We start from the raw sequence: 24043 nt of genomic DNA, 5'->3' as shown, positions 1-24043 counted from the left end.
TAAACATTACGGAGCTGGCGGCGCCGGGTCAAATCGGCCGGGACGCCCGGGCGTGTCCCCTAGTTGACTAGGGAAAACACCCTCATCAACCGATCCGGACGGCGCCCACCGTACGACGACCACGACGCAGCACGACCAAGCCACCGGGCAGCACGTCGCCGGGGGTCAGCCGCGCGGCCGGGTCGGTCACCTTCGCGTTGTTCAGGTACGCGCCGCCCTCGGCGATCGCCCGGCGAGCGGCGGACTTGCTGGCCACCACCCCCGAGGCCTCCAGGGCGTCCACCAGAGTGGGCAGCTCCCCGTCGGCCGGCAAGACGCGGGCACCAAGCTCGTCACCGACAGCGCGCAGCGTGTCCGCAGGCAGCTGGGCCAGATCGCCGCGTCCGAAGATCGCCTGGGCGGCGGCGGTCGCGGCCTCGCGCTCGGCCGGCGAATGCACCAGGTCGGTGATGTCGTCGGCCAGTGCCCGCTGAGCGATGCGGAGGTGGGGGGCTTCTGCGCTCCGAGCGGCGATGTCCTCGATCTCCTCCCGGGAGCGCTCGCTGAACACCTTCAGGTAGTCGAGCACCTTGGCGTCCTCGGCGTTGAGGAAGAACTGGTGGAACGCGTACGGCGAGGTCATCGCCGGATCGAGCCAGACGGTGCCCGACTCGGTCTTGCCGAACTTCGTGCCGTCGGCCTTGGTCAGCAGCGGGGTGGCCAGGGCGTGGACCCGGGCACCCTCCGAACGCCGGATCAGCTCGACGCCCGCTGTGATGTTGCCCCACTGATCGGAACCACCGGTCTGCAGTGTGCAGCTGTGCCGGCGGAACAGCTCGCGGTAGTCGAGCGACTGCAGCAGCACGTAGGAGAACTCCGTGTAGGAGATGCCGGACTCCAGCCGAGCCTTCACCACCTCGCGGTCGAGCATCCGATTGACCGGGAAGTGCTTGCCCACGTCGCGGAGGAAGTCGAGGGTGGAGAGTTCCGCCGTCCAGTCGTAGTTGTTCACCAGCACCGCGCCGTTGTCACCATCGAAGGAGATCAGCCGACTGACTTGGTCGCGGATCCGGGCCACCCACTCGCTGACCAGTTCCTTGGGGTTCATCGACCGCTCCCCTGCCTGCTTGGGGTCGCCGATCAGCCCGGTGGAGCCGCCGACCAGCAGGATCGGACGATGCCCGGCGCGCTGGAGTGCCCGGGCCACCATGATCTGCACCAGGTTGCCCATGTGGATGCTGGGTGCGGTGGGATCGAAACCGACATAGAAGGTGATCGGTCCGGCGTCCAGGTGCGCCCGGAGCGCATCGGGATCGGTGGAGTGGGCGATCAGCCCTCGCCAGGACAGTTCTTCGAATACGTCGGTCACGCTGGCTAAGCCTAGTGGGAGCATCGCGTCGGACCGGTGCGCCGGCAGCCCGTCCTGGGTCGCGGTCTGCGGTAGGGAGGGTATGGAGGCGTCCGCTCAATGGGCGATCACCCGGAAGCAGGCCGTGGCCGTTCTCGGCGCGTCCGTCCCATGAAGCTGTGGGATCCGCTTCCGCGAGTGTCTTCTCGGACCAGAACCCGTCGCCTCGATCCGGCAATGGATCGGCTAGAACCGTCCCCCGAGGACGGAAAATCAACCGAGAAGAACCGTCCCCACCGTCCCACAGGTACTACCAGTGGGACGAAAGGAACCGTCCCCACCGTCTCACCAGCGGAGGGTCAGGTCTGGACGAGTGCCTGCACGGTGGCGCGGAGTTCCGCGAGTTGTTCGGCGACCCGGACCGGGGCGGTGCCGCCGCGTCCGTCCCGGGCGGCGACCGAGCCGGCGACGGTGAGCACCTCGAGCACCGCGGGGGTGAGCGCGGGGTGGATGTCCGCGAGTTGCTCAGCGGTGAGGTCGGGCAGGTCGATGCCGCGGGTCTCGCAGTACTTCACCGCGGCGCCGGTGATCTCGTGGGCCTGGGCGAACGGCACCCGCTGCCGGACCAGCCAGTCGGCCATGTCGGTGGCCAGCGAGAAGCCGCGCGGGGCGAGTTCGGCCATCCGGTCGGTGTGGAAGGTGAGGGTCGCCACCATGCCGGCGACCGCGGGCACCAGCACCCGCAACTGGTCGAGACCGTCGAAGACCGGCTCCTTGTCCTCCTGCAGGTCACGGTTGTAGGCCAGCGGCAGGCCCTTCAAGGTCGCCAGCAAGCCGGCGAGATTGCCGATCAGGCGTCCGGCCTTGCCACGAGCCAGTTCGGCGACGTCCGGGTTCTTCTTCTGCGGCATGATCGACGACCCCGTCGACCAGGCGTCGTCGAGGCTGGCGAAGCCGAACTCGACGGTGCACCAGAGGATGACCTCCTCGGCCAGCCGGGACAGGTCGACCGCGATCTGGGCCAGTACGTAGGCGGCTTCGGCGACCAGGTCGCGGGCGGACGTCCCGTCGATCGAGTTGGCCACCGAGCCGGCGAAGCCCAGGTCGGCCGCCACCGCCTCGGGATCGAGGCCGAGCGAGGTGCCGGCCAGCGCCGCCGAACCGTACGGGCTCTGGGCGAGCCGGACGTCGAGGTCGGCCAGTCGCTGCAGGTCGCGGACCAGCGGCCAGGCGTGCGCCAGCAGGTGGTGCGAGAGCAGCACCGGCTGGGCGTGCTGCAGGTGGGTGCGGCCCGGCATCACCGCGCCGAGGTGCCGTTCGGCCTGGCCGGCCAGCGCCTCGATCACGGTGCCCAGCGACTCGCCCAGCACGGCCAGTTCGTCGCGCAGGTAGAGCCGGATCAGGGTGGCGATCTGGTCGTTGCGGGACCGACCGGCGCGCAGCCGTCCGCCCAGTTCAGGGCCGACCCGCTCGATCAGGCCGCGCTCCAGCGAGCCGTGCACGTCCTCGTCGGTGGGCGCGGCGACGTAGGCTCCGGAGACCACGTCTGCCTCGAGCGCGTCCAGGCCGGCGATCATCCCGGCCAATTCGTCGTCGGTGAGCAGGCCCGCGGCGTGCAGCGCCCGGGCATGCGCCCGGGAGCCGGCCAGATCGTGCCGGGCCAGCCGCCAGTCGAAGTGGGTGGACACCGACAGCGCGAACATCGCGTCGGCCGGACCTCCGGCGAACCGGCCGCCCCACAGGCGTCCGGCAGCCTCCGCACCGTCGTTGCTCGGCTCGGCTGGGGTGTGACTCATCTCACTCCGTTCGTGGGTTGTGGCTCATCGCCAGCATGGTCTCGGCCAGCGCTGCCCCGCCGGTGGGGTCGCGGGTGATCACCGCGATGGTGTCGTCGCCGGCGATGGTGCCCAGCACCTCGGGCAGCGCCACCCGATCGATCGCCGAGGCGAAGTATTGCGCGGCGCCCGGCGGAGTGCGCAGCACGGCCAGATTCGCCGAACCTTCGGCCGACACCAGCAGTTCGGCGCACAACCGGGACAGCCGGATGGCTGCCGCTGGGGAGTCGCCGGGGGTCTCTCCGGCCAGCAGGGCGTAGCTGAACTCGCCGTCACCCTGCCGGACCCGGATAGCGCCGACGTCCACCAGGTCCTTGCTGAGCGTGCCCTGGGTGACCGGGACGCCCTCGGCGGCCAGCAGCGCGGCCAGTTCGGTCTGGGAACGCACCGGTTGGCGTCCGATCAGTTCGACGATGCGAGCCTGCCGGGCGGTCTTGGTCTGCGGCAGCCGCGTTTCGTTCACCCGGCCTCCAGCAACGAGGGCAGGGCGGCGACGAAGGCGTCCAGGTCGGCGTCGGAGATGATCAGCGGCGGGGCCAGCCGCAGCACGGTGGGCCGGGGCGCGTTGATCACGAAGCCGGACGCCAGCGCGGCGTCCGCGACCGCCGGGGCGATCGGCTCGGTGAGCACCACGCCGCGCAGCAGCCCCTGACCCCGGACGGCGGCCACTTTCGGATGCTGCAGGGCGATGATGCCGCTCGCCAGCCGCTCCCCCGCCGTCCGGACCCGGGCCAGCAGGCCGTCCCGTTCGACGATGCTCAACACCGCCAGCCCGGCGGCCGCGGCGACCGGGTTGCCGCCGAAGGTGGTGCCGTGCGAACCCGGTCCGAGCAGGGACGCCGCGGCGCCGGTGGCCACGCAGGCGCCGACCGGGAAGCCGTTGCCGAGGCCCTTGGCGAAGGTGACGATGTCGCCGGTCACCCCGGACGCGGTGCTGGCCAACCAGTCGCCGCAACGGCCGATGCCGGTCTGCACCTCGTCGATCCAGAGCAGCGCACCGGCTGCGGCGGTCAGCTCGCGAACCTGCGCGAGATAGCCGGACGGCGGCTCCACCACGCCGTTCTCGCCCTGGATGGGCTCCACGATCACCGCGGCGACCCGGTCGTCGAGGACGGCGGCGAGTGCGTCGGCGTCGCCGTAGGGCACGAAGATCACCTCGCCGGGCAGCGGCTCGAACGGCTCCCGGTAGGCGGGGTTGCTGGTCAGCGCGAGCGCGCCGAGGCTGCGGCCGTGGAAGGAGCCCTCCATGGCGATCAGCCGGGTGCGGCCGGTGCGCCGGGTGATTTTGAAGCCGGCCTCGTTGGCCTCGGTGCCGGAGTTGGTGAAGAACACCCGGGCGGGCAGGCCGGGGGCGTTGGCGGTGGCGAAGCCGGCCAGCTTCTCGGCCAGCGCGATCTGGGTCGGGGTGGCGAAGAAGTTCGAGACGTGGCCCAGGGTGGACAGCTGCGCCGAGATGGCGCCGATCACCTGCGGGTGGGCGTGGCCCAGCGCGTTCACCGCCAGTCCGGCCAGCAGGTCGAGGTAGCAGTTGCCGTCGGCGTCCCAGAGGTGGACGCCCTCGCCACGCACGAACACCCGCTTGGGAGCGCCGAAGGTGTTCATCAGCGCGTGGCTGTAGCGCGTGGTCAACTCGGCCTGCGCGCCGCCGTCCGCCACCACCGTCATGCCGGTACCTCTTCCTGGGATTCGTTCTCGCGCACCACCATGGTGCCGATGCCCTCGGTGGTGAAGATCTCCAGCAGCAGACTGTGCGCCACCCGTCCGTCGATGATGGTGGCCCGGCCCACGCCCTCGCGGATGGCCTGCAGACAGGCCTCCATCTTGGGGATCATCCCGGCCTCCAGGGACGGCAGCATCGCCTCCAATTCGGACGGGGTGATCTGGGCGATCACCTCTTCGCAGGTCGGCCAGTCCGCGTACAGGCCCTCGACGTCGGTGAGCACGACGAACCGTTCGGCACCCAGCGCGACGGCCAGCGCCGCGGCGGCGGTGTCGGCGTTCACGTTGTGCACGTTGCCGTCCTCGTCGGGAGCCACGGTGGCGATCACCGGGATGCGGCCGCCGGCGATCAGGTCGAGCACGGTCTCCGGCCGGACCGTGGTGACCTCGCCGACCAGGCCGATGTCGACGTGCTCGCCGTCGATGGTGACGCCGCGCCGGGTGGCGGTGAACAGGCCGGCGTCCTCACCGGAGAGCCCCACCGCGAGCGGGCCGTGGGCGTTGAGCAGGCCGACCAGTTCGCGTCCCACCTGTCCCACCAGCACCATCCGGACCACGTCCATCGCCTCGGGCGAGGTGACCCGCAGGCCGCCGCGGAACTCCGACGGGATGCCGAGGCGTCCGAGCATCGAGGAGATCTGCGGACCGCCGCCGTGCACCACCACCGGCTTCAGCCCGCAGCGGCGCAGGAAGACGATGTCGTCGGCGAAGGCGCGCTTCAACTCGTCGTTGACCATGGCGTTGCCGCCGTACTTGATCACCACGATCTTGCCGGCGTAGCGCTCCAGCCAGGGCAGCGCCTCGATCAGCGTCTCGGCCTTGTCGATCACCCCGGCGAGGGTCGCCCGGGTCCGCGTGGTGGGGCTCATGTGGAGTACTCCGCGTTCTCTTTGACGTAGTCGTAGGTCAGATCGTTGGTCCAGATGGTGGCTGTCGCGTCGCCGGCGTGCAGGTTGAGGTCGACGGTCACCTCACGTCCGGTGAGGTCGACCTCGGACCGGTCGGCGCCCAGTTGGCCGTCGACGAAGACCCCGATGCCGTTGAACGAGACATCGACGTGGTCGGGGTCGAACCGGGCCGCCACGGTGCCTGCCGAAGCCAGCACCCGGCCCCAGTTGGGGTCGTTGCCGAAGACGGCGCATTTGAACAGGTTGCTGCGGGCGATGGCGCGGGCCACGGCGAGCGCGTCGTCCTCCGTTGCCGCGCCGGAGACGGTCACCTCGATGTCGTGGGACGAGCCCTCGGCGTCGGCGAGCAGCTGCCGGGCCAGCGAATGGCAGACCCCGGTGAGCGCCTCGGTGAACTCCTCCGGATCGGCCTGGACGCCGGACGCGCCGCTGGCCAGCAGGATCACGGTGTCGTTGGTGGACATGCAGCCGTCGGAATCGGTGCGGTCGAAGGTGAACCCGGTCGCGGTGCGCAGGGCGGCGTCCAGCTGGTCGGGAGCGATGACCGCGTCGGTGGTGAGCACGACGAGCATGGTGGCCAACGCCGGCGCGAGCATGCCGGCGCCCTTGGCCATGCCGCCGATCGCCCAGTGGTGAGGCGAGGAGTAGTCGGCCTCCTTGGCGACGGTGTCGGTGGTCATGATCGCCTCGGCGGCCGCCGGTCCACCCTCGTCGGAGAGGTCCTGGGCGGCGAGCTCGATGCCGGCCAGCACCTTGGTCATCGGCAGCCGCTCACCGATCAGGCCGGTGGAGCAGACCGCCACGTCGGCGATCTCGCAGCCCACCGAGGCCGCCGTCCACTCGGCCATCTGGCGGGCGTCGTCCAGGCCGGCGCGTCCGGTGCAGGCGTTGGCGCCGCCGGAGTTGAGCACGACCGCGGCCAGCCGTCCGTTCGCGACGGCGTCGGCCGACCAGAGCACCGGGGCCGCCTTGAAGGCGTTCGAGGTGAACACGGCGGCGGCGTGGGCGTCCGGACCGTTGTTGACGACCAGGGCCAGGTCGGGGCGTCCGGATGCCTTGATGCCGGCGGTGACACCGGTGGCGGTGAAGCCCCTGGGGGTGGTGACGCTCATGGCGCGACTCCGATCGTGGACAGGCCGGTGGTCTCGGGCAGCCCGAGAGCCAGGTTCATGGATTGGACGGCGCCGCCGGCGGTGCCCTTGGTGAGATTGTCCAGCGCGGCCACAGCGACCAGACGGTTCGCGGCTTCATCGACGGTGACCTGGACCTGGACGGCGTTGGAACCGAGCACCGCCTGGGTCTGCGGCCAGACACCCGGCGGCAGCAGCTGGACGAACGGCTCGTCGGCGTAGGCGTCCGCATAGGCGGCGCGGACCCGTTGATCGAGCTTGTCGAGATCCTTGCTGTCGAGGTTGTTGCCGTTCAGTGGCGCGGTCACCGTGGCCAGGATGCCGCGCGCCATCGGCACCAGCACCGGGGTGAACGACAGGGTGGGCGCTTCGGCGCCGAGCCGGCGGAAGTTCTGCAGCATCTCGGGGACGTGCCGGTGCACGCCGCCGACGCCGTACGCGCTGGCGCTGCCGAGCAGCTCGGAGGCCAGCAGATTGACCCGGAGGCTCTTGCCGGCACCGGACGCGCCGGTCGGGGCGACCACGACCACGTCCCGGCCGTCGGTCAGGCCGGCGGTGAGGGCGGGCAGCAGTGCCAGGGTGACCGTGGTCGGGAAACAGCCCGGCACGGCGATGCGGTGGGCCCCGGCCAGGGCGGTCCGCTGGCCGGGGAGTTCGGGGAGGCCGTAGGGCCAGGTGCCGGCGTGCGGGGTTCCGTAGAACTTCTCCCAATCGGCCGGATCGACCAGCCGGAAGTCGGCGCCGGCGTCGATCACCAGGACGTCGTCGCCCAGTTCCTCGGCGACGGCGGCGGACGCCCCGTGCGGCAGCGCGAGAAAGACGACATCATGACCGGCGAGGTTCTCCGCGGTCGTGTCGAGCACCTCGACGTCCGCCAACGGCAGCAGATGCGGGTGGTGCTCGACCAGTCGCGAGCCCGCACTGGACTTCGCCGTCAGGTTGCCGATGGTGACCTCGGGGTGCTGCAACAGCAGACGCAGCAGCTCACCTCCGGCGTAGCCGGTGCACCCCGCGACAGCGATCCGAACAGACATGGGCATTACTATGCCGAACGTGGAATGAATATTCCAATCCGTTGACGATCGGGTCTCGCCGACCTCGTCCGGACAGCGTAAACCCCTGCCTAACTATCTGCGCCCTCCCGCATGTGGGAGGGCGCAGATAGTTAGGCAGGGGTTTACAGGTCGGACCGGGGCACGACCGAGCGGGTCAGAGCTGGTCGATCAGCTCGTCCACGCCGCCGAGGATCTGGTTGGGCCGGAACGGGTACTTCCCGACGTCCTCGGTGGTGGTCAGCCCGGTGAGCACCAGGACGGTGTGCAGGCCGGCCTCCATGCCCGCGACGATGTCGGTGTCCATCCGGTCGCCGATCATCGCGGTGGATTCCGAGTGCGCCTCGATCCGGCGCATCGCGGAGCGGAACATCATCGGGTTCGGCTTGCCGACCACGTAGGGCTGGCGGTTGGTCGCCGCGGTGATCATCGCCGCCACGGCGCCGGCGGCCGGCAGCAGACCCTCCTTGGAGGGGCCCGTGGTGTCCGGGTTGGTGACGATGAACCGAGCACCGTCGGCGATGAACCGGACCGCCTTGGTGATCGCTTCGAAGGAGAAATTGCGGGTCTCGCCGAGCACCACGAAGGCGGGGTCGGTCTCGGTGATGATGAATCCGGCGTCGTGCACAGCGGTGGTCAGACCGGCCTCGCCGATCACGAAGGCGGTCTTGTCGCCCGGCTGGTCGGCGAGGAAGGCGCCGGTGGCCATGGCGGAGGTCCAGATGTTCTCCTCGGGGATCCGCAGGCCGGAGCGCTCCAGGCGCGCGGCGAGGTCACGAGGAGTGAAACGCGAGTTGTTGGTCAGCACCAGGAAGCGCTTGGAGGTGTCCACCCAGCGCTCGATCAGTGCGGCGGCGCCCGGCAGCGGCTGATCCTCGTGCACGAGGACGCCGTCCATGTCGGTGAGCCAGCATTCGATGTCGCGAACCTTACGCATGACACCCATCGTACCTGTTATTAGTTGAAATGACTATAAATGCCTGTCGGGCGCAGTCAGGGCCACGTCCGGACGCTGGACAGCACCGACCAGCCCCCGGATGTGGCGCTCCCCGAAGCGCGCGGTAGGGCAAGATCGGACGGTGCGGATCAGGCTGGCAACCCGTGGATCCCGGCTGGCGTTGGCGCAGTCGGGGATGATCGCGGACGCCCTGCGCGGGCTCGGCGCCGAGGTCGAGCTGGTGCCGGTGAAGACTCTGGGCGACGTCTCCGCGGCCCCGCTGTCGAGCATGGGCGGGGTGGGCGTGTTCGTGGCGGCCGTTCGCGAGGCGGTGCTGGACGGGGTCTGCGATCTCGCGGTGCACTCGTTGAAGGATCTACCGACCACGCCCGCTTCGGGGCTGACCCTGGGCGCGATCCCGGAGCGCGAGGATCCCCGGGACGCGCTGTGCGCCCGCGACGGTCTGGGGCTCTGGGGTCTGCCGCGGGGTGCGAAGGTCGGTACCGGATCGCCCCGGCGAGCCGCGCAGCTTCGGGCGGCGCGTGGGGATCTGGAGATCGTGGACATCCGCGGCAACGTCGACACCCGACTGGGCCGGGTCGGCGCCGACCTGGACGCGGTGGTGCTGGCCGCCGCCGGCCTGAACCGGCTGGGGCGTGCCGATGCGATCACCGAGTTCTTCGAACCGGACGTGTTGATGCCGGCGCCTGCGCAGGGAGCGTTGGCGCTGGAGTGCCGCAGCGACGACACCGAGCTGCTGGCCCTGCTGGCACACCTGGACCACTCCCCCACCCGGGTCGCGGTGGAGGCCGAGCGGGAGTTGATGCGGCTGGTCGAGGCGGGCTGCGCGGCTCCGTTCGGCGCCTTGGCCGAGGTTGGTCCGCCAAGTTCTCTCGACCGCATCCCCGACACGCCCGCCGACCTCTTCCATGCCATGGAAGAGGTCACGGACGGCCCCGCTCAGGGCTGGGCCGTCGGCGAGGCCGCCGGGGACGAGGAGTTCCGACAAGCTCAACCAACGCAAGCTCAACCAACGGTGCTGCGGCTGCGGTCCCGGCTTGCCACCCCGGACGGGATGACCACGGTCGCCAACTCCGTCAGGCTCGAAAGTGGACCGAGTGGCCTGCCCCCGCGTGCCACCCAGGCCCCGGATGGACCGAGGGGTCTGTCCCCGCGTACCGCTGTCGGTGCGATGGTGACGTCCATGGCGCAGCACCTGGCGCCGCTGGTGGGGCTGCGGGTGCTGATGCCGCCGTCCCGGCTGGCCGAAGCGGTCGCGCTGCGCGGCGCCCGGGTGACGACGGCGTCCTTCACTCGACAGACGACCGTGACCGACCCCCGACTCGGCGAGCGGACGGACCAGCTCGCCGCCGGACGCTACGACTGGCTGGTGCTGACCTCGGCCCGGACCCTGGTCGCGCTGCGGGAGCTCGGCATCGACCTCGCCGCCGTCCTGCCCGAAGGCACCAAGGTCGCGGCCGTCGGTCCGGCCACCGCGACCGCTGCCCGCGACGCCGGGCTGCGGGTCGACCTGGTGCCCACCTCGGGCTCCGGCGGCGCTGACCTGGCCGCGTCCTTCCCCGACGAACCCGGACGGGTACTCGTCCCGGGCGCCGCCGATCCCGCCCCGGGCCTGGACGCCGGGCTCGCCGCGCGTGGGTTGCAGGTCGACCGGGTCGCCGTCTACCGGACCGATGCCGCCGACAGCATCGACGACGCGATCCGCCTAGGCTGGCCGGATGGCTTCGACGCGTTCGTGGTGACCGCGCCGTCCGTCGTCCGGGCTGCCGCCGAACTGCTCGGCTCGCCCGGTCCGACGGTGGTCGCGCTGGGTGAGACCAGCGCCGCCGCCGCCCGGGACGCCGGATTCACCGTGGCCGCCACCGCCGCCGAGGCGACCCCGGCCGGGCTGGTGAACGCCCTGGCCACCCTGCGAAAGGAAGCTCGATGATCGTCCGTCCGCGCCGGCTGCGGACCACGCCGGCAATGCGCCGCCTAGTGGCCGAGACCCGGATCCATCCGGCTCAGCTGGTGCTGCCGATGTTCGTCGCCGAGGGCCTGGACGCGCCGCGTCCGATCAGCTCGCTGCCGGGCGTGGTGCAGCACACCGTCGACTCGCTGGTCGACGAGGTGCGCCGGTCCGTCGCACTCGGGCTGGGCGGGGTGATGCTGTTCGGCGTCCCGCGTCCCGAGGACAAGGACGCCGTCGGCTCGGTCGGTTCGGCCCCGGACGGCATCCTGAACCGGGCGCTCAGCGCCGTCCGGGACGCCGTCGGCGACGACATCGTGATCATGGCCGACACCTGCCTGGACGAGTTCACCGACCACGGCCACTGCGGGGTGCTGGACGAGCGCGGCCGGGTCGACAACGACGCCACCAACGACCGCTACGTCGAGTTGGCGATCAGCCAGGCCCGGGCCGGCGCGCACGTGGTCGGGCCGTCCGGAATGATGGACGGCCAGGTGGCCGCGATTCGCGCCGGCCTGGACGCAGCCGGCTTCGCCGACACCGCGATCCTCGCCTATGCCGCCAAGTACGCCTCCGCCTTCTACGGACCGTTCCGGGAGGCGGTGAACTCGGCATTGTCCGGGGATCGCCGCAGCTACCAGCAGGATCCGGCGAACCGCCGCGAGGGCGTCCGGGAGGCCGATCTGGACGAGGCCGAGGGTGCTGATCTGTTGATGGTGAAGCCGGCCGGCTACTACCTCGACGTGCTCGCCGACATCGCCGCCCGATCTCAGGTTCCGGTCGCGGCGTATCACGTCTCGGGCGAGTACGCGATGGTCTGCGCCGCCGCCGAGCGGGGTTGGCTGAACCGGGACGCCGCGCTCGCCGAGGCGGTTACCACCATCGTGCGGGCCGGTGCGGACATCGTGCTGACCTATGCCGCGTCCGAACTGGCCGAAACTGCGAACGGGAACAAACGATGAGTCTCTTCCAGCGTGCCTGCCGGGTGATCCCCGGCGGCGTCTCCTCGCCCGTCCGGGCGTTCGGCTCGGTGGGCGGCGATCCGGTGTTCATCGCGCGGGCGTCCGGGCCCTATCTCTACGACACGAACGGCCGCGAGTACGTGGACGCTGTCGGCTCGTGGGGGCCGGCGTTGCTCGGCCATGCCCACCCTGAGGTGGTGGCGGCGGTGCAGGCCGCGGCGGCCCGCGGGCTCTCGTTCGGGGCACCCACCCAGGCCGAGGTCGAGCTGGCCGAAGCCGTCCGGACCCGGGTGCCGGAGGCCGAAAAGGTGCGCTTCGTCTCCACCGGCACCGAGGCCTGCATGACCGCGATCCGACTGGCCCGCGGCGCCACCGGACGCGACCTGGTGGTGAAGTTCGCCGGCTGCTACCACGGACATTCCGACGGCCTGCTGGCCGCCGCCGGCTCGGGGGTCGCGACCCAGGGCCTGCCCGGTTCGGCCGGCGTTACCGCCGCGACCGCGGCGCAGACGATCGTGGTGCCGTACAACGATCCGGACGCCCTGGAGGCCGCGTTCGCCGCGCATCCCGACCGGATCGCCGCGGTGATCACCGAGCCGGCGCCGGCGAACATGGGTGTGGTTCCGCCGCGTCCGGGGTTCAACTCGTTCCTGCGCGAGGTGACTCGGCGGCACGGTGCGCTGCTGATCTTCGACGAGGTGCTGACCGGGTTCCGGGTCGGCTACCGGGGCTGGTGGGGGTTGGAGCAGTCGTCGGTCGAGCTTGTCGGGACCACCCCGCTGCCCGAGGCGCCCGACCTGTTCACCTTCGGCAAGGTGGTCGGCGGCGGCATGCCGCTGGCCGCGATCGGCGGACGCGCCGAGCTGATGGACCTGCTGGCCCCGGTCGGACCGGTGTACCAGGCCGGCACCCTGTCCGGGAATCCGCTGGCGACCGCGGCCGGCATCACCACGCTGGCGTTGGCCGACGATGCCGTCTACGCCCGGGTGGACGAGGTGTCGGCAGCCCTGCAGACCGCGATCGGAGCGGCCATGGACGCGGCCGGGGTTCCGCACCGAGTACAGGCGGCCGGGTCGCTGTTCACCGTCTTCTTCGGGGACTTCGACGGCTCGATCGACAACTATCCGGCGGCTCAGCAGCAGGATTCGGCCGCCTTCGCCCGGTTCTTCCACGCCATGCTGGACGCCGGGGTCGCACTGCCGCCGTCCGGCTACGAGGCCTGGTTCCTGTCGGCGGCGCACGACGACGCCGTCCTGAACCGAGTGGTGGACGCGCTCCCAGCTGCCGCCCAGGCTGCGGGCCGATCGTGACCACACGGGCCACCGTCATCCCGGCGAACGCCGGAATCTCACCGTCCGCCCACGCCCACCCGAGATCCCGGGTCGAAGCCCGGGATGACGGACTCGCCGTCTCGGCCACCCCCGGAGCCAGGGATCACGAGTTCAACCCACGAGGTGCGCGGTGAGCGGACGGGTCACGCTGGTCGGCGGGGGTCCGGGCGATCCGGGACTGCTCACCCTGGCCGGGCTGGACGTACTGCGCGCCGCGGACGTGGTGCTCTACGACCACCTGGCGCCGCTGTCCTGCTTGGCGGAGTGCCCGCCGGGTGCGCTGCTGATCGATGTCGGCAAGATCCCGGGCGGACGCGCCACCTCGCAGCAGCGGATCAACGAACTGCTGATCGAGCACGCCCGCGCCGGACGGCACGTCGTCCGGTTCAAGGGCGGCGACCCGTTCGTCTTCGGACGCGGCGGCGAGGAGGTGCAGGCCTGCGCCGAGGCCGGCCTGCCGGTGGCGGTGATCCCCGGTGTCACATCAGCCGTCGCCGGACCTGCGCTGGCCGGCATTCCGGTCACCCACCGCGGCGTGGTGCAGGCGTTCACCGTGGTCTCCGGGCATGTCCCGCCCGGCCATCCCGCGTCCACCACCGACTGGGCGGCGCTGGCCCGCGCCGGTCACACCATCGTGGTGCTGATGGGGGTGGCGAACCTGGCCGCGATCTGTGCCGAACTGGTGGCGCAGGGGCTCCCGTCCGACACACCGGCGGCGGTGATCGCGGACGCCTGGCTGCCGACCATGCGGACCGTCCGGGCACCCGTCGAAGGGATCGCCGACCGCGCCAAGCAGGCCGGGATGCACGCCCCCGCCATCGCGGTGATCGGCCAGGTGGCCGCCCAGGAACTGCCGGTGAGCGCACCCACGTCGGCGGCCCGTCCGGCCGGGGCACGTCCGTCCGGAACCGGGCAGGCGGTCACCGACGAGTTGCGTCCGGCCCGATTCGAGGACGCCGCGGAACTGCTGGTGCTGCAGCGGGCCTGCTGGACCTCGGACGCCATCCTCAACGACACCTTCGAGATCCCGGCGTTGTACGAGGGGTTGGACGTGGTCCGCGCATCGCTGGACCGCTGGGAAACCTGGGTGCTTCGTCGAGGGTCACGGCTGATCGGCGCAGTGCGCGGCCACCTGCACGGCACCGACTGGGAGATCGGACGGCTGATGGTCGCCCCCGATCTGCAAGGCCACGGACTGGGGCGGATGCTGCTGCTTCACATCGAACGCCAAGCGCCGGCGTCCGCTCGTCGGCTCTGGCTGATCACCGGCAAGCGCAGCGAATCGAACCTCAGGTTCTACGCCCGTGCCGGCTACCGCGTGCTGCCGGACGAGGACGACTCGCTGCCCCACGTCCCGCATACCGTCCGCCTGGTGAAGACCCCGGACTGACGGCACCACCGGGCCACGACATCGCCTGCGTAAACGCACATCGCCTGCGGAGGAACACAGGCGATGTGCGTTTCGGCAGGCGACGTGCCGGGACGCAAAGAGTCAGGGCAGGACCTGCTGATCCGGCATCGCTCAGGCTGGCTTCAGCAGGCCTACCTGCCGCAGAATCATGGTCGCCTTGGCCACCCGCTGGGTGGCAACCATCCTGATGTTTGTCAGCGCTGCGAGGTTGTCCCGAACGTACGGACCCTGTATCTCAGCTGCGATGTCAGCGGTCTGCCGAGTGATGTCATGGGCATCCCGGCAGGACGCTTCCGCCAGCAGCGCCTGCTTGACTCGTGCGTCGGTCCAGGTACTGTCCACCTCTGCACCACCCAGCCCGGTTTCACCATCGACGGCGAGGCGCGACTTTTGAAGACACGCTCTCATCTGTTCGATCAGGGCCGCGAACCGTCGATCGGCAAGGGTTGCGTCGAATGCCTCGCCCGACCATCGCATGACTCCCGCCATTTGCTCGTCGTCGGGCTGGTAGCTCGCGCCAATGGGCTCCAATTCGCGGTGGTCGGGTTCAGCCTCACAACGTGCGGCGGTCGCCTGATCCGCGTCCGCGGCGCGAGGAGTATGGACGGCACTCGCGCCGAGCCCGTGCTTGGCCAGGTAGGAGGCGTTCCAATAGCCGAACAGCCAGTGGTTCGCGTCCGGCGGCATCGCCAGGTATCGACGCGCTTCCCGGAGTTCCTCCGGACCGATCTCCCCTTTGGCATGCACGCACCGTGCGTACACGATGCTCCGAGCGACAACGACCAGTTGCTCTTCCCTGGGACTCATTCCGTAGCGATCCAGCGGCAATTCAATCGTGGCGTTGCCCCAGTCCAAAACTCCGCGGAATGTCCCCTCGATGGGTGTGGAAAATCCACCTCCTGGCGCCACCGGCACCTCTATCGATCGCTGTGAAGCATCACCGCTGGGCCCCGGAGCAGCGGTGCACCCGCCGAACCCAGCCAGTACCAGGATCACCAGGGCGCCCCTGAGGCGACCGAACCACCTGGCTGCAATCATGCGCATCCGCTTGGACAACTGCCGATCCCTACCGCTACGCGGCACTCGACATAGGTTCATCAACGGAAAACACCTCCAAATAGGCTGCACAGCACGCGGGCGAGGCCAGCGACTCCCCTTCGCCGCGCTGGTCGGCGACACCCCGGCTCACCAAGCGTGCGGAGGCCGGACAGCCCCCGGAACGCCGCATCGTCGGTGATCAAGGTCATCGACTCGATCATCGCCTGCGCGGCCAGCATCCGGTCGAACGGATCACGGTGCTCCCAATCCAGGTTCCGCTGAGCAGACAGTGCTCCTCGGTCAACGGCAGCCGGGCGACCCCGAGGCGATCCAGGTGGCGTGCGTAGCCGCCGATCACCGCAGGCGGCTTCGGTGCCCCGAGGCGCGACCGCGCGGTCAGCGCCCGGAACAGCGCGTGAGTGTCGAGCAGGTAGGTCACGCCGAGCCCTCCCAGGCCGCCAGCTCCTCCTCGGGCAACGGCTCGACGAACGAATCGGGCACCTGATAGGCGACGAAGCCAAACTCTCGCTCCTCGGTTTCCTTCAGCGGGACCAGCTTCGCGACGGGTCGATCACCACGGGAGACGACGATCTCCTCACCACGCTCCACCGCGTTCAGCAAGGCGGACAGATGCGTCTTCGCGTACTGCACCTTCACCACGTCCATGGTCCGAGCGTAAGCAGTGGACCACTGTTGGTCAGCCACGGTTGGTCGCCATGGTGTGCGCTCCGCGCTGAGCCCGGACGCCGAGGGCGCCGGCGATGCCGACCAGCGCGAGCAGCCCGAAGGAGAGCACCCGGCCCGGGGCACCGCCCAGGTCGAGCAACGCCCCCGCGGCCCAGGCGACGGTCATCGTCGAGATCGCGGCGACCAGGTAGTACCAGCCGTAGGCGGTGCCGATCAGCTTGTCCCCGACGTAGTCGGAGAGCACCACGATGACGTAGGGCGACAGCATCAGCCCGCCCAGGGTGAACGCCACGGTCGCGATCAGCAGCGGGATGACCGGCAGCAGTGCCGCCGGCAGGTCGAGCGCCGCTGTGGCCGTGGGCTGGAACGCGGTCGACAGCGCGAGCGGGACGAACGACGCGCCCATCAGGCCCAGCCCGGCTGCGATCGCGATCACCCCGGGCCAGCCCCGGCGGCCACACCACGCGGTCACCCGCACCTGCAGCAGGATGCCCAGCACCCCGAACACCAGGTAGATCGCCGCGATCGCGTCACCCCGTCCGGTGACCCGCTGAGCCTCGACCGGGAGCGTCAGGTACAGCTGGTTGAACAGGGCCAGGTAGGCGGACATGGAGACCACCAGGAGCGCGAGCCGCCGGTCCCCCAGCACCCGCCGCACTCCGACCAGCGCGGACGCCTTGCGCTCGCCGCGGTGGTTGCGGGGCAGGACGACGACCTGGGCGAAGGTGAGCAGGCCGAACACGCCGGCGGCCACCAGGCAAGCGACCTGGAAGTCGACCGTGAGCAGCGCGGCGCCCAGCACCGGGCCCAGCAGCGACCCGGCGTTGCCCCAGACCTCGAAGACGGCGAATGCCTGCGCCCGGCGTTCGGTGGCCTCCAGCGCCAGATAGGCGCGGGAGGCCGGCTGGAACAGTGCCCCGGCGGCCCCGATCAGCAGCACCGAAGCCAGCGCCACCAGGGGATCCTTGGCCAGACCGAGCCCGAGGAAGGCCACCACTCGCAGGGCACAGCCGGCGACGATCGACGGCCACGGCCCGATCCGGTCGATCAGCACCCCGCTGGGCAGGAACAATCCCTGTTGGGCGAGCGTGCGGGCGCCCAGCACCAGCCCGACCGCGGCCGCGGTCATGCCGATGTCGTCGATCAGGTAGGCGGCCAGGAACGGCACCACCATGAAGAACCCCAGGTTCACGCCGGCCTGGTTGATCACCAACAGCCGGGCCGCCGGGGAGAGCCGGCGCATCTCGTCAAGCATCGGTGGCAACTCCTGCCAGGTCGGGTTCGGGCATCGGCGGGTGGGCGGCGAGCAGGGCCAGGGTGAGCGGGTGCTCGCCCCTGGTGCGGAGGTCGTGGGCGGGCAGTTCCTCGACGATCCGGCCGGCGTCCAGCACCGCGATCCGGTCGCTCAGGTACTCCAGCACATGCAGGTCGTGCGAGATCACCAGGGCTGCGGTCCCCTCGGAGCGCACCACGTCGGCGAACAGCTCCAGCGCGTCGGCCCGGAGCGCGGCGTCCAGGGCGGTGACCGGTTCGTCGGCGATCAGCAGCCGGGGACGGATGGCGAGCGCCCGCGCGATCGCGACCCGCTGGCACTGCCCGGTGCTGAGCGCTCCGGGCCGGCGCTCCCCCAGGCCGGCCAGACCCACCCGGTCGAGCAGTTCGTCGACCCGGTCCCGGCGTTCGGCCCGGGTGCCGACCCGGTGGACGTCCAGCGGGTCGCGGATCTGGTCGGCGACCGTGCGCCACGGGTTCAGCGAGCCGCGCGGGTCCTGCGGGACCAGTTGGATCCGGCGGCGCAGGTCCCGCCAACGTGCGGTCCCGACGTCCAGGCCGGCGAGCGTCATCCGGCCGGCGGACGGGGCCAGCAGCCCGGTCAGGCAGGCGACCAGGGTGGACTTGCCGGCACCGCTGCGTCCGGCCACGCCGAGCACCTCACCGGGCCCGACCCGCAGGTCCACGCCGTCCAGCACCGGACGCCGGTCCCAGCCGGCCACCAGGCCGTCGATCCGCAGCACCGGGTCCCCGTCCGTCCCGGCCTCCCGGACGCGGGGACGCGGCACGGCGACCGCGACCAGTTCGCGGGTGGTGGCGGTGGCGGGCCGGGTGAGCACCTGGCCGGCCTCGCCCTGCTCCACCACTCGTCCGCCGTCCAGCACGGTGACGTCGTCGGCCAGGGTGCGGGCCAGGGCGACGTCGTGGGTGACCAGGACGACCGCGGCGTCGGCGTCCGCCACCTCGCGCAGGTGCCGGGCCAGTGTCGCCCGAGCGATCGCGTCCAGCGCCGTGCTGGGTTCGTCGGCGAGCAGCAGGTCGGGGTCGCGGGCGCCGGCCAGCCCGAGAGCCAGCCGTTGCGCCATGCCGCCGCTGAGCTGGAAGCACATCCGCCGCTGGAGTCCCTGGCCGGGCAGGCCGCAGCGCTCCAGCACCTCCGGCACCGGGGTGCGTCGCGGGCCGGATGCTTCGGCGACCAGCGAACCGACCCGGCGCAACGGGGTCAGGTCGAGCGCCGGATCCTGGCCGACCCGCCCGATGTGCTCGCCGCGCACCGCCGCCCAGGCATCACCCCTGGTCAGGTCATACTCGCTGCCGTCGGCGACCAGCAGCAGCTCCGCGGCCCGCACCGTCGAGGGCGCCGGGACGAGCCCGATGCAGGCCCGCAGCAGCGTCGTCTTGCCGCTGCCGCTGGCACCCAGCACGACGTGCACCCGGCCGGCGCGAGCGGTGAGGTCCACGCCCCGGAGCACCCGGACGCCGCCGCGAGCCACGTCCAGCTCCCGGACGCGCAGCACGTCGGTGGTTCGGGCCTCGTTCATGTCGCCACTCCCTCGTCGAGATCCAGCCGGTCCCGCAGCCCCTCGGCCAGCAGCACCAGCCCGAGCACAGTGACCAGCACCGCCACCCCGGGCGCCACCACCAGGTGCGGCGCGGCCCACAGCGACTCCCGGCCCTCCTGCAGCATCGCTCCCCATTCGGCGCTCGGCGGCTGCGCGCCCAGCCCGAGGAAGCTCAGCCCGGCGACCACGCTGATCAGGTGCGCGGCCTCGACGGCGGCAAGCACCACCACCGGCCCACGGATCCGTGGCCAGGCCTCCAGACGCAGCAGCCGTCCGCGTCCGGCGCCCAGGGCTCGGGCGGCCACCGCCGACGGTTCCGCCAGCGCCGAGCGGACCACCGCCCGGGAGAGCCGGGCGAACGGCGCCCACAGCACCACCCCGACGCCCAGCAGCGCGGTGCTCAGCGAGGGGCCCCACAGCCCGACGAAGGCCAGCGCGACCACGATCGACGGGAAGGCGACCAGCAGGTCGAGCACGCTGCGGGCCAGCAGGTCGAACTTCGCCGGCAGCCCGGCGACCACGGCGCCGACCGCGACACCGACGATCACCACGCCGGTGATCGCCACCGCGCAGGAGACCAGCGTCGCGCGTCCGCCCCACAGCAGCCGGGACAGCAGGTCGCGGCCGAACCGGTCGGTGCCCAGCAGGTGCTCGCCGCCGGGCGCCGCGTTGACCGGCCCGATCTGCTGGGCGGCCGGGTCGAAGGGGGCGAGCAGCGGCGCAGTCAGCGCCAGCAGGATCATCGTGCCCAGCAGCAGCGCCCCGACCAGCATCATGCCGGCGCCCGGACGGGCTCGCCGGCGACGGGTGGCAATGGACACCCGCGCCCGCACGGCCGTGGTCATGCGACCGCCTCCGTCCGCTGCCGGACCCGCGGGTCGAGGCCGCGCTGCAGGGCGTCCACGCTGCGGTTGACCACGACCACGACCACCACCACGAGCAGCAGGTAGGCCTGGACCACCGCGTAGTCCTGGTCGGCGATGGCGCCGACCGCGTACGCGCTGACGCCCGGCCAGGAGAACACGGTCTCGGTGATCACCGAGCCGGCCACCAGGTTGGCCAGCGACAGCCCGGCCAGGGTCAGGATCGGGGTGGCCGCCGGACGGGCGACGTGCCGCAGCAGCACCCGTCCGGGACTGGCTCCCCGGGCCATCGCCGCCGTCGCGTACGGCTTGCCGCGCTCGGCAATCAGCGAGGCCCGGAGCAGCCGCGACATGGTCGCGGCCCCCGACAGCCCCATCACCAGGGCGGGCAGCCACACCTTGCCCAACGACGCCGGGCCGGCCAGCGGGTAGCCGAACTGCTGCGCCGCCCAGCGCAGCAGGATGGAACCGGACAGGAAGGTCGGCACGGCCGCCGCGACCAGGACCAGCAGCCTGACCCCGTGGTCGGCCGGCCCGCCCGGACGGTGCGCCCCGAGCAGCGCGAAGCCGGCGGCGAGGCCGAGGGTCAGGACGAACCCGGCGACGCCGAGCACCGCGCTGGCCGGCAGCCGGGAGACCAGCTCCTCCACCACCGGCTGCCCGGTGCGGTACGACACCCCGAGGTCGAGCCGGACGACCCGCTCCAACCAGCGCAGGTACTGCACGGCCAGCGGTCCGTCCAGGCCGAGTTGGGCGCGCCGCTCCTCACGGATCCGCTGTTGCTCCGCCGGGGTCAAGTAGGCGTCGACCCCGGTCTGGCCGAACTCGATCTCCACCGGGTCACCCGGCGAGGACCGCACCAGGACGAAGATCAGCACCGACGCCACCAGCAGTAACGTGACCGTGCCGACGACGAATCGGCCGAGCACTCCCAGCGCCCGAAGCCAGCGGTTCGTCAACTCAGCCGACCGTCATCTCGCCGCGGATGATCGTCTCGTACTGCTGCGGATGGCCGACGAAACCCTTGACGTTCTTGGCCAGCGCGACCGCCGCCACCCGCGTGTGCACCGGGATGGACGGCACCGACTCGGCCATCAGTTGATTGACCTTCAACACGGCCCCCTCGCGCGCTGCCGCAGTCTTGGCCGCGGTGGCCTGCTGGATCGCCTCGGCCACCCCCTTCACCTGGTAGCGGCCGTGGTTGGCGGCACCCTGTGGGCCGATCTGGTTGTCCATCAGGGCGGGGACGTTGCCCAGCGTCGTCCAGGCCTGGGTGACCGCGTCCCAGTCGCCGTTCTTCACCGACTGGGTGACCAGGCTCGCCTCGACGTTGCGCACCTTCAGGTCGACGCCGAGTGCCCGCCACTGCGCCTGCAGCACCTCACCGGTGGCCGCCTCGGTACCGAAGGTCAGCAGCCGGATGGAGAGCGGCTTGCCGTCCTTGCTGCGCATCCCGTCGGAGCCGGCGGTCCAGCCGGCCCGGTCCAGCAGCTGCTTGGCCCGGTCGAGATCGAACGAGGTGAAGCCGGTCTTGGCCGCCTTCGGGTAGCCGGGGTTGGACGCCAGCCAGCTCGGCAGCGGGGCGGCCAGTCCCTTGGTCGCCAGCTCGACGACCTTGCTCCGGTCGGTGCCCCAGCCCAGCGCTTGGCGGACGTCCTGATCGGCCAGCGCCGGTGCCTGCTTGGACGCGGGATTGAGGTAGACCGCGACCGTACTGGCACTGGGCTGGGAGACGATCTGCAGGCCGGCGCCGCGGGCTTCCTCGGCCCGACCGCCCGGGAAGCTCTCCACGATGTCGGCCTGGCCGGACAGCGCCATCTCGGCGCGCGACTGGTCGTCCGGAACCAGGGTCACCTGGACGCCGGGCGCACCGGTGCGACCGCCCCACCAGCGCTCGTTGCGCTGCAGGGTAGCCGAGCGTTCGGTCTCGAACCCGGTCAGCCGGTAGGGACCGGTCAGGTCGGCGCTGGAGACGTCTGTCGGGTTTCGGCCTTGGTAGGCGGCCGCGTTGTGGATCACCATCGAGTAATGCGCCAGCGCGTAGTTGAAGTACGGCGCCGGGCCCTTGGAGCGGAAAGCCACGGTGCGGTCCCCGTCCGCGCTGATCGTGACACCGCTGAGCATGCCTTTGGCGTTGGTGCTGCGCTCGCGGGAGCGCTCCAGCGACGCCACCACCGCATTGGCGTTCACCGGGGCTCCGCTCCAGAACACCGCACCGCTGCGCAGCGTGGCCGTCCAGACCTCGGGTGCGGTCTGCTCGACGCGCTCGGCGAGTTCCGGGGCGACGGAGCCGTCCGGCTGGATCTTCAGCAGCGCCTCGGTGGCGCCGTACATCCGCAGGTAGCTGGAGGTCAGATCGTCGGCCGGATCGACCCCGGCCGCCATCCGGGCCACGGCCAGTCGGATCGACCGGTCGCCCTGCTGCCCGGGGCCTGGTTGTTGCGCGCTGCAGGCGCCCAGGCCGAGCCCGAGCGCCAGGACGATGACTGTGCGGAGAAGACGCACCGTGAGCCTCCCATAACTGATAATGACTATCCTTTTCGATCTGAGCTTGCCATCGCGACCCGGCCCACGGCGCGCCGTCCCACGCGCTGGACCCGGACGGGCACCTCGCGGCCGGTCGCCGAGACCACGTCGCCTGCGCAAACGCACATCGCCTGCGTAGGAACACAGGCGATGTGCGTTTCGGCAGGCGACCTGCCGGGCAGGGTGGCGAGTATCTTTGTCGAGCGACCTTGTCGAGATCATGAAGCGCGACCCCTGACAAGGTATTTCGACCACCCTCAGCGGTGCGGATGCGCCGATCAGCACATTCTCAGCTAATTGTCATGGCAAGTCATCGACATATAGCCACGCTCACCGCTACGCTCCGCACGTGGGCAAGGGGGCCCGCCCTCTTCATAGCCGAAGAGATCCTTCAACCTCCCGGGGGGAAAATGAAACATCGGATTCTTGCTGCCCTCGCAGCAGCAGCACTCGCCATCACGACCGTCGCCGCAGTGCCCGGCACGGCGAAAGCAGACGAGACCGACACCGTGAAGGTCGACGTCTGGCTGCAAGGCCACACCAATGGTCTTCTTGACCTGCGCACCGGCTCGGTGTCGTACTACGACAACGGCGGCTGGCACCAGGTGAGCGGCCTCAACCCGAACGATCAGCGCATCGCACGCGCCGAGGTGAAGCCGGGAACGTACTCGTTCGCGGTGGATTACAACGGCACCCGCGCACAGAAGCAGGTGACGGTGGGCCAGAGCAGCCAGGCCGTCTACTTCCACGCCGCGCTGGTCAAGCTCGACCTGCGCGACTCGAAGGGCAATCCGCTGTCGGTGGACGCCAACGGCGCCTCCTACTACGCGAACGGCTGGCACAACTTCGATCCGAACGTGGGCGTCGAGCTGCAGCCGGGCACCTACCCGTTCACCGCCACCTACAACGGCACCCGCCAGCAGAAGACGTTCACGGTGCTGGCCAAGAATCCGAACAACCTGGCCAACGCGGTGCAGACGGTCAGCTTCCAGACCACCTGGGTGAATGTCTGGCTGGCCGGCGACACGGTGGCACCGCTCGACCTGCGGAACGGATCCGCAACCTATTTCGCGGACGGCAGCTGGAGGCCGATCACCGGCGTCAACGTCAACAACGGCAAGATGGTGACCGCGGAAATGCTGCCGGGAACCTACAGCTTCGCGGTGGCCTGGAACGGCATGCGGGATCAGCAGAACTCGGTGGTGGTCGGCACCAGCGACAAGTCGGTCCGCTTCGACACGGCGCTGGTCAAGGCGACGGTCAACGGTGAGGTTCCCGATTCGGCGTCGTTCTTCGCCGGAACCTGGCAATCCCTGGGTGACGGCGCACAGATGCTGCCGGGCACGTACACCTTCCGGGTGGTCAAGGACGGCGTTCAGCAGCAGAAGTCGTACACCGTGGTGAAGAAGAACCCGAACAACGGCGCCAACAAGCTCCAGATCGTCGAGTTCCCCTGATCGACCGACCATGATCGGCGAGCCGGGTCTTGGCCCCGGGGCTGTAACCGCGGGGCC

General features: G+C 70.9%; 21 protein-coding genes and 2 pseudogenes. 7 read left to right on the top strand and 16 right to left on the bottom strand.

All coding sequences use genetic code 11. The features are described 5' to 3' along the window. Nucleotides 1-85: 85 nt before the first annotated feature. The 8 genes from tyrS to QM582_RS17575 all read right to left on the bottom strand — a co-directional run bounded on the left by tyrS (nucleotide 86) and on the right by QM582_RS17575 (nucleotide 8908). Nucleotides 86-1348: a tyrosine--tRNA ligase gene (gene tyrS / locus QM582_RS17610; protein ID WP_415086587.1), complete on the bottom strand. Its 1263-nt coding sequence runs from the start codon at nucleotides 1346-1348 to the stop codon at nucleotides 86-88. Nucleotides 1349-1686: 338 nt separating this feature from the next. Further along, nucleotides 1687-3123 (bottom strand): argininosuccinate lyase, encoded by a 1437-nt coding sequence (argH, locus tag QM582_RS17605; protein WP_415086585.1) that lies wholly within the window; start codon nucleotides 3121-3123, stop codon nucleotides 1687-1689. A 1-nt stretch (nucleotide 3124) separates the two neighbouring features. Continuing rightward, the gene (locus tag QM582_RS17600) at nucleotides 3125-3625 is read right to left on the bottom strand and encodes an arginine repressor (protein WP_415086584.1); all 501 of its coding nucleotides are present in this window, start codon (nucleotides 3623-3625) and stop codon (nucleotides 3125-3127) included. Further along, nucleotides 3622-4827, bottom strand: a complete 1206-nt coding sequence (locus QM582_RS17595; RefSeq protein WP_415086582.1) for an acetylornithine transaminase — start codon at nucleotides 4825-4827, stop codon at nucleotides 3622-3624. Before QM582_RS17595 ends, QM582_RS17600 begins: the two co-directional genes overlap by 4 nt. Next, nucleotides 4824-5750 (bottom strand): acetylglutamate kinase, encoded by a 927-nt coding sequence (argB, locus tag QM582_RS17590; RefSeq protein ID WP_415086580.1) that lies wholly within the window; start codon nucleotides 5748-5750, stop codon nucleotides 4824-4826. The genes QM582_RS17595 and argB overlap by 4 nt, the downstream gene beginning before the upstream one ends. Further along, nucleotides 5747-6901 carry a bifunctional glutamate N-acetyltransferase/amino-acid acetyltransferase ArgJ gene (argJ, locus tag QM582_RS17585; protein ID WP_415086578.1) on the bottom strand — a complete coding sequence of 385 codons (1155 nt, stop codon included), beginning with the start codon at nucleotides 6899-6901 and terminating at the stop codon, nucleotides 5747-5749. The genes argB and argJ overlap by 4 nt, the downstream gene beginning before the upstream one ends. Next, a complete protein-coding gene (gene argC / locus QM582_RS17580; RefSeq protein WP_415086577.1) occupies nucleotides 6898-7953 on the bottom strand; it encodes an N-acetyl-gamma-glutamyl-phosphate reductase in 1056 nt (351 codons plus the stop codon). The genes argJ and argC overlap by 4 nt, the downstream gene beginning before the upstream one ends. A gap of 175 nt (nucleotides 7954-8128) precedes the next feature. Then, a complete protein-coding gene (locus QM582_RS17575; RefSeq protein ID WP_415086576.1) occupies nucleotides 8129-8908 on the bottom strand; it encodes an HAD-IIA family hydrolase in 780 nt (259 codons plus the stop codon). Between the two features lie 100 nt (nucleotides 8909-9008). On the opposite strand from QM582_RS17575, the pseudogene hemC reads away from it, so the two are divergent. The 6 genes and pseudogenes from hemC to QM582_RS17545 all read left to right on the top strand — a co-directional run. Beyond that, a pseudogene (gene hemC, locus QM582_RS17570) lies at nucleotides 9009-9791 on the top strand (hydroxymethylbilane synthase); the annotation flags it as partial. A gap of 51 nt (nucleotides 9792-9842) precedes the next feature. Continuing rightward, on the top strand, nucleotides 9843-10859 hold the full coding sequence (locus tag QM582_RS17565; protein WP_415086590.1) for a uroporphyrinogen-III synthase: 1017 nt from the start codon (nucleotides 9843-9845) through the stop codon (nucleotides 10857-10859). Continuing rightward, entirely contained in the window at nucleotides 10856-11839 is a 984-nt protein-coding gene (hemB, locus tag QM582_RS17560) for a porphobilinogen synthase (protein ID WP_415086574.1), read from the top strand. The genes QM582_RS17565 and hemB overlap by 4 nt, the downstream gene beginning before the upstream one ends. Then, entirely contained in the window at nucleotides 11836-13149 is a 1314-nt protein-coding gene (gene hemL, locus QM582_RS17555) for a glutamate-1-semialdehyde 2,1-aminomutase (protein WP_415086573.1), read from the top strand. Before hemB ends, hemL begins: the two co-directional genes overlap by 4 nt. 151 nt (nucleotides 13150-13300) lie before the next feature. Beyond that, nucleotides 13301-14023: pseudogene (gene cobA / locus QM582_RS17550) on the top strand (uroporphyrinogen-III C-methyltransferase); the annotation flags it as partial. After that, on the top strand, nucleotides 14006-14560 hold the full coding sequence (locus tag QM582_RS17545; protein ID WP_415086589.1) for a GNAT family N-acetyltransferase: 555 nt from the start codon (nucleotides 14006-14008) through the stop codon (nucleotides 14558-14560). The pseudogene cobA and the gene QM582_RS17545, both read left to right, overlap by 18 nt. Before the next feature lie 132 nt (nucleotides 14561-14692). On the opposite strand, the gene QM582_RS17540 is transcribed toward QM582_RS17545, so the two are convergent. The 8 genes from QM582_RS17540 to QM582_RS17505 form a co-directional block, all read right to left on the bottom strand. Continuing rightward, entirely contained in the window at nucleotides 14693-15577 is an 885-nt protein-coding gene (locus QM582_RS17540) for a hypothetical protein (RefSeq protein ID WP_415086572.1), read from the bottom strand. 259 nt (nucleotides 15578-15836) lie between these two features. After that, complete coding sequence (locus tag QM582_RS17535; protein ID WP_415086570.1) at nucleotides 15837-16058, bottom strand: hypothetical protein; 222 nt, start codon at nucleotides 16056-16058, stop codon at nucleotides 15837-15839. Beyond that, nucleotides 16055-16285: a type II toxin-antitoxin system Phd/YefM family antitoxin gene (locus QM582_RS17530; RefSeq protein ID WP_415086568.1), complete on the bottom strand. Its 231-nt coding sequence runs from the start codon at nucleotides 16283-16285 to the stop codon at nucleotides 16055-16057. The genes QM582_RS17535 and QM582_RS17530 overlap by 4 nt, the downstream gene beginning before the upstream one ends. 31 nt (nucleotides 16286-16316) lie before the next feature. Next, on the bottom strand, nucleotides 16317-17561 hold the full coding sequence (locus tag QM582_RS17525; protein WP_415086566.1) for an MFS transporter: 1245 nt from the start codon (nucleotides 17559-17561) through the stop codon (nucleotides 16317-16319). Further along, nucleotides 17554-19119 (bottom strand): ABC transporter ATP-binding protein, encoded by a 1566-nt coding sequence (locus QM582_RS17520; RefSeq protein ID WP_415086564.1) that lies wholly within the window; start codon nucleotides 19117-19119, stop codon nucleotides 17554-17556. The genes QM582_RS17525 and QM582_RS17520 overlap by 8 nt, the downstream gene beginning before the upstream one ends. After that, complete coding sequence (locus QM582_RS17515) at nucleotides 19116-19985, bottom strand: ABC transporter permease (RefSeq protein ID WP_415086563.1); 870 nt, start codon at nucleotides 19983-19985, stop codon at nucleotides 19116-19118. The genes QM582_RS17520 and QM582_RS17515 overlap by 4 nt, the downstream gene beginning before the upstream one ends. Further along, entirely contained in the window at nucleotides 19982-20962 is a 981-nt protein-coding gene (locus QM582_RS17510; RefSeq protein ID WP_415086562.1) for an ABC transporter permease, read from the bottom strand. Before QM582_RS17510 ends, QM582_RS17515 begins: the two co-directional genes overlap by 4 nt. 1 nt (nucleotide 20963) lies before the next feature. Next, the gene (locus tag QM582_RS17505; protein WP_415086560.1) at nucleotides 20964-22508 is read right to left on the bottom strand and encodes an ABC transporter substrate-binding protein; all 1545 of its coding nucleotides are present in this window, start codon (nucleotides 22506-22508) and stop codon (nucleotides 20964-20966) included. 323 nt (nucleotides 22509-22831) lie between these two features. Between QM582_RS17505 and QM582_RS17500 the strand changes: the two genes are divergently transcribed. Next, on the top strand, nucleotides 22832-23986 hold the full coding sequence (locus tag QM582_RS17500; RefSeq protein WP_415086559.1) for a hypothetical protein: 1155 nt from the start codon (nucleotides 22832-22834) through the stop codon (nucleotides 23984-23986). The last annotated feature ends 57 nt before the right edge of the window (nucleotides 23987-24043 follow it).

This window comes from Micropruina sp. (genome assembly GCF_047607385.1).
GTDB lineage: Bacteria > Actinomycetota > Actinomycetes > Propionibacteriales > Propionibacteriaceae > Micropruina.
The sequence above is the reverse complement of the archived record's forward strand: the minus strand, read 5'-3'. Positions and strand labels throughout refer to the sequence as shown.

Bases quoted from the DNA above. Each gene is read 5' to 3' on its own strand.
- argH (WP_415086585.1), bottom strand. From the start codon at position 3,123: ATGAGTCACACCCCAGCCGAGCCGAGCAACGACGGTGCGGAGGCTGCC.
- QM582_RS17595 (WP_415086582.1), bottom strand. From the start codon at position 4,827: ATGACGGTGGTGGCGGACGGCGGCGCGCAGGCCGAGTTGACCACGCGC.
- hemB (WP_415086574.1), top strand. From the start codon at position 10,856: ATGATCGTCCGTCCGCGCCGGCTGCGGACCACGCCGGCAATGCGCCGC.
- QM582_RS17530 (WP_415086568.1), bottom strand. From the start codon at position 16,285: ATGGACGTGGTGAAGGTGCAGTACGCGAAGACGCATCTGTCCGCCTTG.
- QM582_RS17565 (WP_415086590.1), top strand. From the start codon at position 9,843: ATGGAAGAGGTCACGGACGGCCCCGCTCAGGGCTGGGCCGTCGGCGAG.
- argJ (WP_415086578.1), bottom strand. From the start codon at position 6,901: ATGAGCGTCACCACCCCCAGGGGCTTCACCGCCACCGGTGTCACCGCC.
- QM582_RS17575 (WP_415086576.1), bottom strand. From the start codon at position 8,908: ATGCGTAAGGTTCGCGACATCGAATGCTGGCTCACCGACATGGACGGC.
- argB (WP_415086580.1), bottom strand. From the start codon at position 5,750: ATGAGCCCCACCACGCGGACCCGGGCGACCCTCGCCGGGGTGATCGAC.
- QM582_RS17525 (WP_415086566.1), bottom strand. From the start codon at position 17,561: ATGCTTGACGAGATGCGCCGGCTCTCCCCGGCGGCCCGGCTGTTGGTG.
- QM582_RS17520 (WP_415086564.1), bottom strand. From the start codon at position 19,119: ATGAACGAGGCCCGAACCACCGACGTGCTGCGCGTCCGGGAGCTGGAC.
- QM582_RS17500 (WP_415086559.1), top strand. From the start codon at position 22,832: ATGGCAAGTCATCGACATATAGCCACGCTCACCGCTACGCTCCGCACG.
- QM582_RS17515 (WP_415086563.1), bottom strand. From the start codon at position 19,985: ATGACCACGGCCGTGCGGGCGCGGGTGTCCATTGCCACCCGTCGCCGG.
- argC (WP_415086577.1), bottom strand. From the start codon at position 7,953: ATGTCTGTTCGGATCGCTGTCGCGGGGTGCACCGGCTACGCCGGAGGT.
- hemL (WP_415086573.1), top strand. From the start codon at position 11,836: ATGAGTCTCTTCCAGCGTGCCTGCCGGGTGATCCCCGGCGGCGTCTCC.